13 protein-coding genes are annotated in these 15,846 nt (G+C 28.0%); all 13 read right to left on the reverse strand.

Features of this window, described 5'->3' with window-relative positions; genetic code table 4:
* Positions 1 to 17: 17 nt before the first annotated feature.
* The 13 genes from smpB to uvrA all read right to left on the reverse strand — a co-directional run bounded on the left by smpB (position 18) and on the right by uvrA (position 15,824).
* Positions 18 to 455, reverse strand: coding sequence for an SsrA-binding protein SmpB (gene smpB, locus AAHN02_RS05020; RefSeq protein WP_342277526.1), 438 nt, complete (start codon positions 453 to 455; stop codon positions 18 to 20).
* The gene (rnr, locus tag AAHN02_RS05025; protein ID WP_342277527.1) at positions 446 to 2,593 is read right to left on the reverse strand and encodes a ribonuclease R; all 2,148 of its coding nucleotides are present in this window, start codon (positions 2,591 to 2,593) and stop codon (positions 446 to 448) included. Before rnr ends, smpB begins: the two co-directional genes overlap by 10 nt.
* A 60-nt stretch (positions 2,594 to 2,653) precedes the next feature.
* Positions 2,654 to 2,908 carry a preprotein translocase subunit SecG gene (gene secG, locus AAHN02_RS05030; protein WP_338966779.1) on the reverse strand — a complete coding sequence of 85 codons (255 nt, stop codon included), beginning with the start codon at positions 2,906 to 2,908 and terminating at the stop codon, positions 2,654 to 2,656.
* Between the two features lie 97 nt (positions 2,909 to 3,005).
* The gene (locus tag AAHN02_RS05035) at positions 3,006 to 3,989 is read right to left on the reverse strand and encodes a hypothetical protein (RefSeq protein WP_342277528.1); all 984 of its coding nucleotides are present in this window, start codon (positions 3,987 to 3,989) and stop codon (positions 3,006 to 3,008) included.
* A gap of 126 nt (positions 3,990 to 4,115) precedes the next feature.
* Positions 4,116 to 4,349, reverse strand: coding sequence for a helix-turn-helix domain-containing protein (locus tag AAHN02_RS05040; protein WP_215825781.1), 234 nt, complete (start codon positions 4,347 to 4,349; stop codon positions 4,116 to 4,118).
* 19 nt (positions 4,350 to 4,368) lie between these two features.
* Positions 4,369 to 5,790: an MATE family efflux transporter gene (locus AAHN02_RS05045; protein WP_342277529.1), complete on the reverse strand. Its 1,422-nt coding sequence runs from the start codon at positions 5,788 to 5,790 to the stop codon at positions 4,369 to 4,371.
* A 144-nt stretch (positions 5,791 to 5,934) separates the two neighbouring features.
* Positions 5,935 to 6,885, reverse strand: coding sequence for a DNA-binding protein WhiA (whiA, locus tag AAHN02_RS05050; protein WP_342277530.1), 951 nt, complete (start codon positions 6,883 to 6,885; stop codon positions 5,935 to 5,937).
* Between the two features lie 29 nt (positions 6,886 to 6,914).
* Positions 6,915 to 7,859, reverse strand: a complete 945-nt coding sequence (trxB, locus tag AAHN02_RS05055) for a thioredoxin-disulfide reductase (protein WP_342277531.1) — start codon at positions 7,857 to 7,859, stop codon at positions 6,915 to 6,917.
* Entirely contained in the window at positions 7,843 to 9,063 is a 1,221-nt protein-coding gene (locus AAHN02_RS05060; RefSeq protein ID WP_342277532.1) for a prolipoprotein diacylglyceryl transferase, read from the reverse strand. Before AAHN02_RS05060 ends, trxB begins: the two co-directional genes overlap by 17 nt.
* Positions 9,064 to 9,093: 30 nt before the next feature.
* The gene (gene hprK / locus AAHN02_RS05065; RefSeq protein WP_342277533.1) at positions 9,094 to 10,026 is read right to left on the reverse strand and encodes an HPr(Ser) kinase/phosphatase; all 933 of its coding nucleotides are present in this window, start codon (positions 10,024 to 10,026) and stop codon (positions 9,094 to 9,096) included.
* A 204-nt stretch (positions 10,027 to 10,230) separates the two neighbouring features.
* Complete coding sequence (locus tag AAHN02_RS05070) at positions 10,231 to 12,480, reverse strand: hypothetical protein (protein WP_342277534.1); 2,250 nt, start codon at positions 12,478 to 12,480, stop codon at positions 10,231 to 10,233.
* Positions 12,481 to 12,790: 310 nt separating this feature from the next.
* Positions 12,791 to 12,943, reverse strand: coding sequence for a hypothetical protein (locus AAHN02_RS05075; protein WP_342277535.1), 153 nt, complete (start codon positions 12,941 to 12,943; stop codon positions 12,791 to 12,793).
* Positions 12,944 to 12,953: 10 nt separating this feature from the next.
* On the reverse strand, positions 12,954 to 15,824 hold the full coding sequence (gene uvrA, locus AAHN02_RS05080; RefSeq protein ID WP_342277536.1) for an excinuclease ABC subunit UvrA: 2,871 nt from the start codon (positions 15,822 to 15,824) through the stop codon (positions 12,954 to 12,956).
* Positions 15,825 to 15,846 lie beyond the last annotated feature (22 nt).

Consider the following 15,846-nt stretch of genomic DNA (forward strand, 5'->3'; position numbering starts at 1 on the left):
AGTATATTATATCAAATTTATGAAATCTTTTGAATTTTTCGTTCCATATCGCGTTTTTTAATAGTCTCTCTTTTATCATAAAGTTTCTTAGCTTTTACTAACGCAATTTCAATTTTAACTAAACCCTTACTATTAAAATATATTTTAGTAGGAACTAATTGTAAATTTTGCAATTTTATTTTCGCTTCCAACTTTAAAATCTCTTTTTTGTGTAATAATAACTTTCTTGAACGATTAGGATCCAGTTTAGCACTTGATGCATAAGCATAAGTACTAATATGTAAATTTAAAATTAGTGCTTCTTGATTTCTAATCAAAACATAACTTTCTTGTAATGATACATTAGATTCCCTTAAAGATTTAACCTCAGAACCTTGCAATGCAATTCCAGCTTCATAACTATCTATTAATTCATAATTAAATCGTGCTTTACGATTTGAAGCAATTATTTTCATTGTTTAACCCTACCATTACCATTTTTAGGATCTTTAAGGATAAAATCAATTTTTCTTTCTAACTTACTAGCGTGCTTAACCTCAATATTAACAATTTGTCCAAGATAATATTCTTTTCTTGTTCTTTCACCAACTAAGCGCATTGTTTTTTCATTATAGTTATAATAATCATTTCGCATATCACTAACACGAACCAATCCTTCAATAGTATTTTCTAATTCTACAAAAATCCCAAAATTAGTAACTGAACTAACAATTCCCGAAAATCTTTTTCCAATTTGTGTTTCCATATACTCAGCTTTTTTCATTTGTTCTACTGCTCTTTCACACTCTAATGCTTTCATCTCAGAAATACTAGACTGTTCGGCTTGATTTTGTAAAATCGCTGTATACTTATCAACAATAACATTATTAATTTGTTTTTCAAAAAGATATTTTCTTAACATCCGATGAACAATTAAATCTGGATAGCGACGAATTGGTGATGTAAAATGAGTATAACAGTCACTTGCTAAACCAAAATGCCCAATATTATTAATATCATAACGCGCTTTTTCCATACTTCGTAAAAACAAAGTAGCAACAACTTGAAATCAAGGTTTATCTTTAATATTTTCCAAAGTTAATTGTAAATCTTTAACATAAACATTCTCAACTTTACCCTTAATGTAATAACCCATTATTTTTAATACATTATACACTTCTCTTAATTTTTTAATTTTTGGTTTATCATGAATGCGATAAATAAATGGCAAATTCATTCAATAAATAGTGCTAGCAACAGTTTCATTAGCACGAATCATAAAATCTTCAATTAACATTTCTGCTGTTGCCCGATTTCTCAAAGTAATATCACTAATTTTACCATTTTGATTAATAATTAATTTAGCTTCATTTAAATTAAAATCAATAACCCCCGCTTGCTCTTTATATTTTCTTAAAATATGATGTAAATCACGAGCAATTAAAAGCATTTGATAAATTTCAGGATGAGTTTTAATAAAATCTGGATTTTGATTACTAAAAGCTAAATTTACTTCATCATACGACATTCTTCGCTTAGTTTTAATAACTGCTGGATATATTTCATTACTAATAGTTTCACCAACAGCATTAATTTCCATTTCACAAACTATCGCTAACCGCATCTCATTTTCATTTAAAGAACAAATACCATTTGATAATTGTGGTGGTAACATCGCAATAACACGATCAACTAAATAAACAGAAGTCCCACGAATAAAAGCTTCTTTATCTAAAGCACTATTCTCAGCAACATAATGTGCCACATCAGCAATCGCAACAAATAATTTATAATTTCCATTATCCAACTTAACAACACTAATAGCATCATCTAAATCTTTAGCATCACTACCATCAATAGTAATAAATAAATTATTTTGTAAATCTCTCCGACCAATTAATTCTTCAGCCATTACCAATGGCGAGATTTTTTTTACTTCATTTAATGTCGCATCAACAAATTTTGTCTTAACAAAAAACTCGTGAACAACAGCGATGACATCAATTCCCGGAGTATTAATATTACCAATAATATCCTGAATTTCTAATGAGACCAATTGATTTTTACTAACAGACACTATTTTAGCAATAACAATTGTATCAATAATTGCCATATTTAAATTAGTAACTACAAGGACTAAATGTTGCAATTTAATATTATTAATTTTTAAAAATTTTGTTTTATTTACTTCATTAAAACAAACAGTAGCGACAATCGTCGTTAAAGGCCTTTTTAATACTTCAATTACTCGAGCCTCAAAATGTCGGGCATCATTTTGCTTAATATTTTTAGTAGCAAATAAAACCTCATCCATATCTAAACAACCATTTAAGTCTTGTGATTTAACAAAATACTCTTGATTATCTTTAGTTTTAATAAAACCAAAACCCTTAGAATGCAGTTGAATAATACCAGTAAGTAATTGATTTTGTAAATTTAAGGAATATTCATTATTACTATTAACTTTTAAAACATCATTAATTACTAATTCCTTAAGTTCCAACACCATTAATTCATATTGTTTTTTATTAGTAATTTCAAGATAATTACTAATTTCTAACTTTGAAAGGGTTCGCTTTTCATTTTTTAAAATATTTAAAATTTTTTGCTTCATATACTCTCCATCAGTCATTAAACTATTAGAACTTTCAAGAACTAATAGTTTAAATAAAAATTATAAAGAATTTTCTAAAATTCTAATAATCATTGAAAGAACAAATAAACAAGATCCACAACCTAACATCATAAATGATAAAGTTCGTGAAAGTCCTCGCTCTTTAGTTTGTGCAAAAAGCTCTTGATTACCACCACTTAATGCTCCTAACCCTGCTTGCGTTTTCTTTGGCTGTAATAGTCCAATAACAATCATTGCAAAACCAACAATTAAAAGAATAATCTCAAAGATTAATAAAATATTTTGTTTACTCATATATTAAACCTCTACTTTTATAAATTTTAATAATTACCTTGTAAATTATATCATAATCTATCATATATGTTTTATGACAATTATTTTACAACTTAAATTAGAAAAAATGATATTGACTTTGTAAAATTTGAAAAATAATATTAAAACCATAAAATATTATAATTACTCCAGAAGTTATTACTGTAAAAATTTTACTACTACTTCAACGCGAAATTGTTTTAACAGTAAAAATAATAATTGTTAACAATAGCAAAATCGCAATAACAAATAATGGCATTAAATTCATCATATTACCATTTGCTAAATATTCTAAACTTCCAACAGGATGATTAATAATATCAGCAACAAAGTAAATAATTGAATTAAAAAGATGGCTACCAACAATTCCAGCAATGGCAACATTACCATAACCAATCCTTGCTAAAGAAAATAGTGATACTACTTCTGGTAAGGCCGTTGTCATTCCTAAAAAAATTGCTCCTGCCGATTCTTTTTTAATCCCATAAACATTATCAAAGTTATCAATAACCGCAACTAATATTATTGAAGAAAGAACTAAACCAATAGCCGAAATAACGAAAAAAATTATAATCATCTTTAATGATAATTTTTTTAAACCAACATCTTTATTAGTTTTAGGTTCTTTTTCCTCATCATGAAATCCTTTAAACATCATTATTAAAAATCCCCCATAAACTAATAATAAAACTAAAAATGGTCAAGAAACATTGATATAAGGAATCGTTAACCGCATAAAATCAAATGCTTTAATTGGCATTAAAGCTAATACTAAAATTATATTAATTCCGATCATTAAATAAATAATAAAGCGATTAGAGTTATTTATTTTTTTAAAAAATAAATAACGAATAAAAATAATATCAGCAACAGCTAACATCGCTCCTGAAAATAAATTTGCCCCCATAACATCACCCATACTAACTTCAGGACTCCCCAAAGCACCGGCTGTTATCGCTGATACAAGTTCTGGCAATGAAGTTATAATTGATAATAATAATACTCCCGCAACCGCCGTTGAGATTTTTGTTCGCATTTTTAATGCTGACAAATATTTAATCATCCGTCTAGAAGCAAAAAAATTAATACTCGCAAAAATAACAAAAAATACCCATAAATATTCCGGTTTTGTTCAACCAAATAATCACTGTGAAATAATTCCACCCCCTATTTAAAAGTATCATAGTATTTAAATTTGATAGTCAAAATCAAATAATTCCGATAACGATACTTGCAAACCCTTAGCAAGTTTAGCAATACTTTGTAAAGAAATGTTTCTTTCACCGCGTTCAATATCAGAAACATAATTTTTATTTAAATCACATTCATATGCTAATTCTTCTTGTGACAAATGCAAATTTATTCGTAATCGTCTAATTTGTTGACCAAACTTAATTTTAACATTCATAACATCCTTAATCATTTTTAAACATCCCTTTATTTTATTGTTTTACTAAATTATTAGCTCAACTAACTTTTCGCACAGTAATAATTAATATTGAAAATTGAATAATTTCAGCTAAAGAAACAATTAAAAATACAATTATTGTCACCATTACTCAATTCTCAGAAAACACTTCATAATCATTGGATTTAAAAATTGTAAATGCAAATCAAGTTAACCCCACAATAAAAACCCAAGTGCAAAGAATATCAATTAAACTTGATAACAAATTTTTACCACCGATCCTTAAAATATTAAAGAAAATAATTGATGTTGATAAGAAAAAGAACGCTATCCCTTGAAAAGCTAAGTACCACTTAGCAACATAAATAACTGCTGGACTTCCCGTAAAGAAATTAAGAATAAATGGCGAACTAAATATGATTAATAAAGCAATTGTCGCATTTAAAATTAAACCAAAACCTAAAATTTTATAAAAATTAACTTTTGCTTTAACAATATGATTAGCTCCTAACTCCCGACCAACAAAATATGGAACAGCCACATAATAACCATTAAAAAATGAATAAAACACGCCAATAATGCTAAATGTTAAAATTGCCGCTTGATAAGAATTATCTAAAAATCCTTCTTTTAAAAAAATCATCTTTTGCACAAACGATGAAAGCGCAAACAAGGCATTCGCCATAAAAATAAACACAAAGTTTTTCATAATTTTTTTTCACAAATCTAATGTTGTTTTTCAAATTTTTCATCCTGAACAATTAACTGGCTTCTTTCAAACTATAAAAGCAATGACAACAATAAATTCACAAACCCGAGCAATAAATGTTGACCACGCAGCACCAACAACACCTCAACCACAAAGTTTAATAAAAATTGGATTTAAAATCGCATTAATTGTTAAAGGCAAAAAGTTAATATACAACGGTGTTCAAGCATCGCCACACTCATACATTGTATTATAAAAAATTAACGAAATACCTAAAAACCAAGTTGTATAATTAATAATCTGCAAATAATCATTTGCAGATTGAGAAATCAAATTTTTCTTATCTTCCGGCAAATGATTATCTAAATTCACAATAATATTAATTAATGATGTTCTTAATGTCGATATTAAGGTAAAATAAACTACTGCCAAAATAAGTGCTAAAATTAATTTTATTCTTGTGGTTTCCGCAACTTTAGCATAATTCTTTTTCCCTAAATATTGTGTTGTATAAATACCCCCAGCACCCGAAATCGCTCAAAAACTATAAATTAATAAAATAAACATATCATTCGTTAAACCTAAACCAGTTAATTGTTCAGGATTAAAAATTGAAATAAAAATTGTATCTAAAACATTAATAAAAGCAACAATCAAACTTTGCAAAATCAAAGGTAACATCATCCGTAAAACTTTTTTATTAAATTCTCAATCTCAATATTGTTTTCAATTAATTTTTAATTTCATTAGTTCCACCCAATTACAATATTTTCTTAATTAACACTTAAAATATAAAAAATTAATAGCAAAACAAATTTTACTACTAAATTAATAACAATTTCTTTATATCACAAATTTATATATATTAATACAAAACATTTTATAAAATATTTAATTGTCATCAGAAGAAATACTTTTAAACAATAAATAACTATTTTTAATTTCGCGCATCATATGATTTATTCCTGATTTAGAAATCATACCATGATAAATATTTTCATATAAATTGCAAAGCTCACTCAACGAAGCTTCAGGATTATCTAACCGTAAATTAGCAATTTGTTGAGTTTTTAATGATAACTTTAAAAAATAATCATTCGCTTTTAAAAAATTAATCATCTTAATTTGTTCAATAGCCGCTTTATTAGTTTTTTGCTGATTAGAAATCTCAATATTTGTTAAACGATTAATACTATTATACATATCGCGTGAAATCCGTTCATTTTCAAACGATAATAGTGAAAGACTTGCATCAATTAATTTCAAAAAATCAGCAATTTCAGTTGATTTTTTTAAATAAATTAAAGGTTTTTTACGACGATAAATGCGTTTAAATTTAAAACCAAAACTATTTATTAGTAATTGTAACTTCCGAATAAATAAAATATCAATTCCTTGAATTTCTAAATGATAATTACTAATCCTTGGCGAATTAACACTACCAGTAGCAATAAATGCTCCCGCAATAAATGCTCTTTTTGATATTTCACTCGTTAATCTTTCAAAATTAACAACTAATTCATTTCGTTTAATATCATAACTAATATCTTTATCATTAATGATTAAAGAAACAATATGTGAAAGATCTAACTTATATACAATAGTTTTAATTCCCATTGTCAAAATTTCTGGATAATAATTATAAATTTCAGCAATTAATTTTTTAACAAAAATAGCAACAGTTTTATTAGAACATTCAAAAATTAATTGCTTACTATTAAATATTGCTAACGATTTTATTATTCCCAATAAAATAGCTTGCTTTGCTGGATGACTAAATTCCTTTTTCATAATTTCTTGCTTAACAATTTTAGAAAAAGACATCACTATTAATCACTCCATTCATAAAACTGCTATTAATTAAGCATCAATTACAATTTCAATTGATCTAAATATTTTATTGCTTCTTGAGCAGCAATCGCACCATCACCAACAGCAGTAGCAATTTGTCTTAAAACTGTCTGACGAACATCCCCAATCGCAAATATTCCCAAAACACTAGTATGCATTATTTCATTAGTAATAATATAACCATTTTCATCACAAATTTTCAAGTCTTTAACAAAATTAGAAATTGGTGTTGAACCAATATAAGGAAAAATTGCACTAGCATCAATTACTTGTTGCTCTTTTGTCGCAGTATGTTCAATAACAACTTGTTCAAGAGAATTTTTACCAATAACTTCCTTAACAACATAATTTAACAATCATTCAATTTTATTATTATTTTGAGCAATTGTTAATGCTCCTTTCGAAGCCCGAAATTCATTTCGACGATGCACTAAATATAACTTTCTAGCAAACTTAGTTAAATATACCGCTTCTTCAATAGCAGAATCACCCCCACCAACAACAACAATATCCTTATTACGAAAAAATGCCCCATCACAAACCGCACAGTAAGAAACTCCGTGACCATATAATCTCTTAGCACCATCCACCAATAACTCATTTTCAACCGTTCCCGTAGCAATAATAACCGCTTTAGTAAGCCATATTTTACCATTTTCACCAGTAATAATCTTATTATTACCGTCGGTTGCAATTTCAATATTCATTACCTTAGTAGCTTCATATTCAGCGCCTAATTTTCTAACTTGCCCATCCATTGCTAATGACAAGTCAGGTCCTAATATTTTATCAAAACCCGGATAATTTTCAATATCATAAGTTTTTACCATTTTCCCTCCGGGAGGACCTTCGTTAATAAGAAGTACTTTCAACTCCGCCCGACACGCATAAATCGCACTAGTAAATCCACCCGGACCCGCACCAATAATAATTAAATCATAATCAGTATTAATATTGTTTTTCATATAATCACCTAATTTGTCTTCATTTACGAACGCTAATAACTTGTGCAAAAATTATCAAAATAATTCCAGTAATAACACCTAGCCCTAAAAATATATAAGTACCCACATAATCATAAGGAAATAAAATATCACTTTCATCACGAAACATTTCCAAAATAATTCGCACCATACTATACATAACTACATAACTTCCAGTTTGAACACCAACTCGCGTCATTCAATATTTATCCGGATTAGCATTTTTTTCTAAAGGTTTAGCATCTTGAGTTCATAATTGTTTAATTCTTATTCATTGATTTTTAAATCATCGTTCCATAAGTCTAAAAAATGGATTATTAGCTTTTAAATGCGGTTCTGGATATTTTCTTACTACCGTTAACTTTTTTGTTTTACTCGGAGTTTGTTCAAAATAAGCTTGATTTCAACAATTTAACTTTCAAAGACGACGATAATAAATTTTTTTAAACGGTGTTGCCCAATTTTTTTCACTTTCCAATAATTCCACATCTTTTTCTCAAAGCGGAATAAATTTTTTAGGATATTTCTTTCAAGGTTTAACACTATTTCACATACCAATTTTAGGAATAACAAAAGTAATTAGTACCCAAGAAAATAAATTAATTAATGATTCATACAAAAACAAAGGGTGACGAACAATTCCAATTCCTTCAGCTGGACTACCATCCGCATTAGCTTTTCTTAAATTTTCTAATAATCAATCAGGTAATCAATCTAATGAAGTCGTTATCTGTCCTAAAAGTTCATGATTAAAAAAATTACCTCAACGACCAATAACTTGCCCTAATAAAATATTTGGAATAATGGCATCAGCAAATATTCATAACGATATTTCATATTTTTTAGAATAATGCCGAAATCAAAAATAACCAACAATAACACCAGCAATAACACCACCATGAACTGCTAATCCCGGTTCTCAAATCATAAAATAACCTCAAAACCCATACTGATCAATAATAGGACTATTAATTTTCCCAATAATTGAAGAACCAAAAATTGCACTCGGAACAGTTAAAAAAATACTTCATTCAAATGGTTCAGTTGGAATCTCGCGGCGTTTTAATTTAATCCAAGAAGCTAAAATCGAAACAATTATTCCTAAAAGAATAAAAAGCGGATAAAATCTTAAAATACCATTAGTCCCTGGAATTTCATTAGGTACTCAATTTGAATATATATTCATCATTTTTACTTTTACACTTAAACCTTTCTCTTATGTTTTAAGTTCACTATCAATTCGGTTAATAAATAACTCAGAACTATTTATACCTTCATTATGCAACTTAATATTAATAACAGCTGCTTCAATTAATTCCGAAATATTTCTTCCTAAAGTTACAGGAATCGTAATCGCTGAAATTTTAATACCAAAAATTTCTTCTCTATCAATTTCTGTTTGCACACGATTTAAATTAGCAAAATACTCACTATCAGCCAATTTTAAATTAACAATAATATCAATATCAGTAACTTCCAAAGTTGTTCTTGAACCATACATCTTCGTTAAATTTAAAATCCCAATGCCTCTAATTTCAATATGATGCTTTAACTTTTCATCACTACGACCAATAACTTTATTAACATATCTTTGCAAAACAATCCCATCATCACCAACAAACAAATGTCCTTTTTTAACTAATTCTAAAGTATTTTCTGATTTTCCAATTCCACTATCACCTTTAATTAAAACTCCCAAACCATAAATATTAATTAACGATGCATGAACCATTTCCATTGGTGCTAAACGATTATCAATGTAACTAACAATAATATTATAAAAATCATTAGAAGAATAATTAGCCTCAATAACAGGAAAATTTATCTCTTTAGCATATTCTACTAATACCGGTTCATTAAAACGAATACTAGTAAAAATCGCTGGAACATCTTGATTAATAAGTTTCTCATAACGAGCCTTGCGCTCTGTTGCTGGTAACTTATTAATGTATTCATTCTCTTTACCACCTAATAAAACAATCCGATGCTTACGACTAGTTTCATCAGAAATAAAACCTGCTAATTCTAATCCTGCACGATTAATGCCCCCAATTTCAATTTCTCGTTCCAGCACTTGTTCATCACCAGACAATAATGATAAATTAAATTTTTCCACAACTTCTCGTAAAGTTAATACTTTTTTATTCATAATAACATCACCTATCATTTCATATAATTTAATGTTTTCTATTAAATATAATATCACAAAATTGATAAAGAACACACCCAAATAACTACGACATCAAATTCTCCTAAATTAAAAAATGCATCTCTTTAAGATGCATTCATATTTTATATTTTATAAATTAAATTCATTAACGCCATTTATTACAAGTTAAATAAAAATTTTGAGTTATTTAACAGTAAAATTAACAATAACTTTATCATCAATCGGCACGCGATTAACCGAACCATTTTTATTAGTAGCACTAATAATTACATCAATTTCCATACTATTACCAGTCAAAGGAATTTTTAAAACAATCGTCGCATCTTTCAAAGCAATTTGTAAATTAGCAATAACTTTTGAAGTCGCTGGATCATAAACATCTTTAATCGCATCATTTAAAATTTCTTTAATTTTTAAAGTAACATCTTCACCACGAACAACATTACCTGCTAAAGTAATTGCTTTTAAATTTAAAAATTGTAAAGCCAATTTAAGATACGAAATATTAAGTTCCTCTTGTGCAATAAAAATCGCCAAATCAACTTTAACAGTATATTTATCATTTGTTACTTCCATTTTATTTTTATCCTTAGCATGAGCCTTAACAATTACATCAACAGGAACACTCGTTCCCTCTGCTTCATATTTTTCTTTTGCTTCTGCATATGATAATATTTTTGTCTTATCTTTCAATTCAATAGTTAAATTAGTAAAATCATTACTTTCTAAACCACTAATAGCACTTTTTAACTCTAAACTAATCAACTTCATCACATTAGCATCTGTCAAAATTTTTGTTTGCAATGAAAAGTCTTTTAATAATAATTTATCTAACGCCTTTTGCGCGGCATCAATTTTTGCTTGTTCAGGATTAACAATCGCTATAAAATTAACCTTCACTTTTTGTGTTGTATTGCTAACAACCGTTACATTAGTATCTTTTGCCTTAGCAGTAAGAACAACATCCAAATTGAAAAACTTAGTTGTTAAATCTACTACTTGATAACTATCAGTATTTTTAAAAGCAATTGTCAAATTAGTAAAATTAATATTTGTCAATCCCGCAATTGCTTCTTGCAATTTAGTAGCACTAATTTTTATTTCTTGACCAATATAGAAAGTACCCGAAACATTAATATCTTTTAATATTAGACTATCTAAAGCATTTTGGGCTTGTTTAATCTTTTCTTTATTATCTTCATCTCTTGTTTTAATATCAGCAAAATTAACGGTTACTGTTTTTTTATCATTAGTAATTGTTGTATTATCTAAATTTGCTTTGGCTGTCAGAATAACTTTAACACTTAAACTATTACCACTACTAGGAGCAATAAGTGTACTATCTTTTAATATTATTTGTAATTGTTTAAATTCTTTCCCTTTAATTGTCGTACTCATCGCTAACAACTTAGCATTAATGACTGCCTTAATATCATCACCACGAATTACTAAATCATCAACAGTAATTGCTTCTAAAACTAAATTATCAATTTCAACTTGCGCAGGATGTTGTATCAGTGTAAATTTAACTTTTACTTTCTTAGTAGGATTACTTACTAATGTTTTCTTACTATCTTTAGCATTAGCACTAATAATAACATCCATCATAAATGAGGTCGTCGTCAAATCAGCAACTTGATAAATAAAACTTGAACCCCCGCTTTTAAAAGCAATTTTTAAATTAGCAAAATCACTGCTTACTATACCAGCAATTGTTTCTTGTAACCTAGCTAATGTCACCGTAATATTTTTCCCAATAATAAAACTTTCACTAAAAACGATTTCTTTTAACACAATACTATCTAATGCCGTTCTTGCTGCCATTATTTTCTCAGCATCATCCTCAGCTTGGGTTTTAATATTAGTAAAATTAACCATTACCGTTTTTTCACTTCTAACTCGGCTTTGTTCAGAATCTTTTGCTTTGGCAATTAACCTAACACCAATATTAATAAGTAAACCAGCATTAGGCGCCGGAATGACTTTATCTTTTAAAGCAAATGATAAATCTGTAAAATCAGGACTTTGAATTGAAGCAATTAATTCTTGAACTTTTGATGCAATTAAAGTCGTAATATTACTTCCACGAATAACTAACTCCGAAATCGTAATCTCCTTTAATGAAACCTCATTAAGTGCTTTTTGCGCTGCTAATAACTCTGGATTTTCAATTTCAAACACAAATTTTACTTTCCGACTAACAGTAATTTGTTGTGGCTTTGTTCCAATAGTTTTACCAATTAAAAGCACAAAAAATTCTTTAAATTCAATATCTTTCTCAACAACAAAAACATCATCACTAATTATTTTATCAGTATCTAAAATAATTCGTAAATCAGTTACTTTATCAAGCGGAGCTTCAATGACATTATCAATTAATAAATTATCAATGACTTGTTCTTTAATATCTTGATTTTCTTTAACTAACCCCAAATCAATCTCATTTAAAACGAGCGCATAAAGTTTTGTTAGGTGGGTAAAGATTTGAATAATTTTGAAAGAAAAGCAACTAAAAATTTATTACCTTTTTACTTGAAAAATAATTAATAAAACAAAATATTTAATATTAACAAACATATTCTTAATAAAAGGTTATAAAAACTAAGTAAAATGCTTATAAAAACAACATTAAAATAATTTTTTACAACAAAAATCATACATAAGAAATATATACTTAATTTGCATATTGAAATAATTTATAGTAAATGACTATTTTTTCTTTTTTAAAAAATACCTAAGAAAACTAAACGCGACCATTTAAAACAACATTTTCCAATGCTTTAGTTGCTTCAGCAATATCACCAGTTTCATCACTAGCACTATTACAAGCCACAATAACTACAACTGGTGATATTGTTAAACAAATGATTATTGCTATTTTCAAACGAATTTTCATTAATAGTCACCTACTTTATATTTAATTTAATATTATCATTAATTTGATAAACTTTTCTTAAATATTCAGCCGTATATGAATTTTTATTACTATTAATTACTTGCTCTGGTGTTCCTGTAACAATTACTTCCCCACCATACTTCCCACCATTAGGTCCTAAGTCAATAATGTAATCACCTAACTTAATAACATCTAAATTATGTTCAATAACAAGAACAGTATCACCATTATTAACAATACGGCTAAGAACTGACAATAATCTTTTAACATCATCAATATGTAATCCTGTTGTTGGTTCATCTAAAATAAATAGTGTTTTTCCAGTTGCTCTTTTTTGTAAGTAAGTCGCTAATTTAACTCTTTGCGCTTCCCCACCAGATAATTGAGTTGTTGGTTGTCCTAACTTAATATATCCCATACCAACATCAAGTAAGGTTTGCAATTTAACATTAATTTTTGGAATATTTGCAAAAAACACTTGCGCTTCAATAACTGACATATTTAAAACATCATAAATATTTTTCCCTTTATATTTAACTTGTAAAGTTTCATCATTATAGCGCATTCCTTCACATATTTCACAAGTAACAAAAACATCTGGTAAAAAATGCATCGCAATTTTAATAATTCCTGCTCCCTGACAGCGTTCACATCTGCCACCACGAACATTAAAAGAAAACCTTCCTTTAAGATAACCTTGAGTTTTAGCTAATGGCGCCGCAGCAAATAAATCACGAATATCATCAAAAACTGAAGTATAAGTTGCTGGATTACTATGCGGTGTCCTTCCAATCGGTTCTTGCGAAATATTAACAACTTTATCAATATTATCCATTCCCTTAATATTTTGATGTTTACCCGGACGATTAACCTTTTGTCCTAAATTTCGTAACAGATTTTTATATAACACTTCATTTACTAAAGTTGATTTTCCACTGCCAGAAACCCCTGTAACAACAATAAGTTTTCCTAAAGGAATAGTAACATCAATATTTTTTAAATTATTTTCTCTTGCTCCAATAATAATAATTTTCTTGCCATTGCCACTTCGGCGCTTTTTTGGAATTGTAATCGTTTCTTGATGTGATAAATATCTCCCTGTAATTGACTTTTCATTAGCGATAATATCTGCCATTGTTCCCACAGCAATAATTTCGCCACCAAATTTACCAGCTTTAGGACCAATGTCAACAAGCCAATCAGCTTGATGCATCATATCTTCATCATGTTCAACAACAACAACGGTATTTCCTAAATCTCGTAACGATTTTAAAGTTTTAATTAAGCGGTCATTATCTTTCTGATGTAAACCAATTGAAGGTTCATCTAATACATATAATACTCCTGTCAATTTTGAACCAATTTGCGTTGCTAAACGAATTCGTTGCGCTTCGCCACCAGATAATGATTGGGCTGGTCTTGATAAATTTAAATATTGTAAACCAACATCATTTAAAAAACTTAAACGATTTACTAATTCATTAATAACTAACTTAGCAATTTCTTGTTGTTGTTCTGATAATTTCAAACTAAGAATATAATCCAAACTTTCATCAATATCTAAATTAGTAAATTCATTAATATTTATCGTTCCTACTTTAACACATAATGCTTTAGGATTTAGTCGTGCCCCTTTACAAGACCAACAAGTTTTATCACTCATAAATTTCCGATAATATTCACGACGCATTTCATTAACAGTTTCAACAAAGCGTCGTTCAATAATACTAGCAACACCTTCAATATAGTCATAACTTTTATAAGTATTATTATTACTAGATACTAAAGTATAATTTAATTGTTCATCACTACCATACATTAAATAATTAATTTGTTCATCACTAAGATTTTTAATTGGTTGATCTAAATCAATACCATATTCTTTACAAATAATTTTTAATTTCTGTCATTCTAAAGTATCACCACCAATAAAATTTTTATAAAATTCAATCCCACCTTGATTAATTGAAAGATTACGATTAGGAAATAATAAATCTTCATCAACTTCCAAGCGAATCCCAATACCTTTACATTCAGAACAAGCCCCCATTGGCGCATTAAAAGAAAATAAACGGGGTTCTAACTCCGGAATGGTAAAATTACACTGATTACACGCATGATTTTGCGAAAATAATAATTGTTCTTTACTATTAACAAGAACAACTTTTGCTAATCCTTTACTATATTTTAATGATTTTTCTAAACTATCATGAATATTAGATCAAACATTATCATCATCACTTAATTTAATGCGATCAACAACAATATCAATATTATGCCGTTTATTTTTATCTAATTGAATATCATCATCTAACGAATAAGCGTGGTTATTAACTTTAACCCGTAAAAATCCTTCATGTCGTAAAGTTAAAAACAACTCATAATGCGTCCCCTTTTTATCAATAACTACTGGCGACAAAATTTCAATGCGTTCTTCCGTTGTTATTTGTTTTAATCGTTTAATCATTTCCTTAATTGTCATTGCTTTAATTAAACCATGACCATTAATACAGTATGGTAGCCCCACACGAGCATATAATAATCGTAAATAATCATATATTTCCGTCACCGTGCCCACAGTACTACGAGGATTATTACTAGTGGTTTTTTGATCAATAGAAATTGCTGGTGATAATCCTTCAATAGAATCAACATCAGGTTTTTCACTATTACCTAAAAATTGTCGGGCATAAGCCGACAGTGACTCCATATATCTTCTTTGTCCTTCAGCATAAATCGTATTAAAGGCTAATGATGACTTTCCACTACCAGAAACGCCAGTAAAAACAATTAATTTATTTTTAGGAATTGTTAAATCAACATTTTTTAAATTATGTTCTCTAGCTCCTTTAACAATAATATATTTTGTTGCATCATCCATCAAATCACCTCCAATATTTAAT

This window comes from Spiroplasma endosymbiont of Nephrotoma flavescens (assembly GCF_964030835.1).
In the GTDB taxonomy this organism is placed as follows: domain Bacteria; phylum Bacillota_I; class Bacilli_A; order Mycoplasmatales; family Nriv7; genus Nriv7.